The following is a 1915-nucleotide window of genomic DNA, read 5'->3' as shown; positions in this document are numbered from 1 at the left end:
GTCCTTGCCCGCCCCGGCCCCCGGGCCGCCAGCGGGCGACCCGCCGGAACCGGTCCCCGCCCCGCCGGCGCCGCCGGGGCCGCCGGGACCGCCCGCCGTCGGCGTCTGGGATTCAACCTTGCTCATACCGCCTCCTCCGCCGCGAGCTGGGAGTTCACAATCTCCTGGTACGTCTCCGAGCTCTCCAGCAGCTGCCCGTGGGTGCCGTGCGCGACGATCCTGCCGTCGTCGAGGACCAGGATCTGGTCCGCGTCCACAATGCTGGAGACCCGCTGGGCGATGATCACCAGGGTGGCGCGGGCAGTGTGCTGCTTGAGCGCCTGCCGCAGCCGGGCGTCGGTGGCGGTGTCCAGGGAGGAGAACGAGTCGTCGAAAATGTACAGCTCGGGGCGTTTCACCAGAGCCCGGGCGATCGCGATCCGTTGTCGCTGGCCGCCTGAGACGTTGGTGCCGCCCTGCGAGATGGGCGCGTCCAGCCCGCCCTCCATCTCGCGGACGAAGTCCTCGGCCTGCGCGATGGCCAGCGCCCRCCAGAGCTCGTCCTCCGTGGCGTCCGGTTTGCCGTAGAGCAGGTTGCTGCGGACTGTGCCGGTGAACAGGTACGGCTTCTGCGGGACCAGGCCGATGTGCCCCCAGAGCAGGTCCGGGTGCAGCTCGCGCACGTCCACGCCGTCGATCCTTACCGAGCCGGCGGTGGCGTCGAAGAGCCGCGGCATCAGGTTCACCAGGGTGGTCTTTCCGGATCCAGTGGACCCGATGATCGCCGTTGTCTGCCCCGCGCGGGCGGTGAAGCTGACGTCGGAGAGGACCGGCGCCTCGGCACCCGGGTAGGCGAATCCGACGTCGCGCATCTCCAGTTCGCCGCGGGCGGCGCCGGGCAGGCTGACCGGCTGCGCGGGCGGCCGGACGCTGGACTCGGTGCCCAGCACCGCACCGATCCGGTCCGCGGAGACGGCGGCGCGCGGGATCATGATCGCCATGAACGTGGCCATCATGACGGACATCAGGATCTGCATCAGGTAGCTCAGGAAGGCGATCATGGTGCCCACCTGCATGGACCCGTCCTCGATCCGGAAGGCCCCGAACCAGATCACGGCCACGGAGGAGACGTTCAGGACCAGCATGACGGTGGGGAAGGCGAGCGCCATGAGCCGGCCGGCGCGCAGGGCGGTGTCCGTGACATCCGCGTTCGCCCGCGCGAATCTGGCCGTTTCCACGTCCTCGCGGACGAAGGCGCGGACCACGCGGATGCCGGTCAGCTGTTCACGCAGCACCCGGTTGACCGTGTCGATCCGGGTCTGCATCAGCCGGAACAGCGGCACCATACGGGTGACGATCAGGCCCACCGCCACCAGCAGCACCGGCACGCTCACCGCGATCAGCCAGGACAGCTGCACGTCCTGCCTGACCGCCATGATGACCCCGCCGATGCTGAGCATGGGCGCGGTGACCATCAGCGTCGCGGACATCAGCACCAGTTGCTGGACCTGCTGGACGTCGTTGGTGGAACGGGTGATCAGGCTCGGCGCGCCGAACCGTGTGACCTCCTGCTCCGAGAACTCCGCCACGCGGCCGAAAATCGCCCCGCGCAGGTCCCGGCCCAGCGCCATCGCGGCCTTCGCGCCAAAGTAGACGGCCGCGATGGTGCACGCGATCTGCAGCAGCGTGACCATCAGCATCATGCCGCCGGTACGCAGGATGTAATCGGTGTCCCCGCGCGCCACCCCCTGGTCGATGATGTCCGCGTTCAGGGTGGGCAGATACAGCGACGCGATGGAAGCCGCCAGCTGGAAGACGACGACGGCGAGCAGCAGCCCGCGTTGCGGCCTCAGGTATTGAACCAGCAGTTTCCAGAGCATCCGGTCTCCACTTCACACGCATTTCCCGCTTGGTGATCCGGAGGTCAGTTTACGTC

The 1915-nt window shown here is 68.9% G+C and carries 1 protein-coding gene; it reads right to left on the bottom strand.

What is annotated here, in order from left to right:
- Positions 1–122 precede the first annotated feature (122 nt).
- Positions 123–1859, bottom strand: a complete 1737-nt coding sequence (locus tag AC1DHD_RS16025; RefSeq protein ID WP_476880656.1) for an ABC transporter ATP-binding protein — start codon at positions 1857–1859, stop codon at positions 123–125.
- Between the last annotated feature and the right edge of the window lie 56 nt (positions 1860–1915).

The sequence above is a fragment of the Arthrobacter sp. 05L45_2 genome (assembly GCF_056397525.1).
The sequence above is the reverse complement of the archived record's forward strand: the minus strand, read 5'-3'. Positions and strand labels throughout refer to the sequence as shown.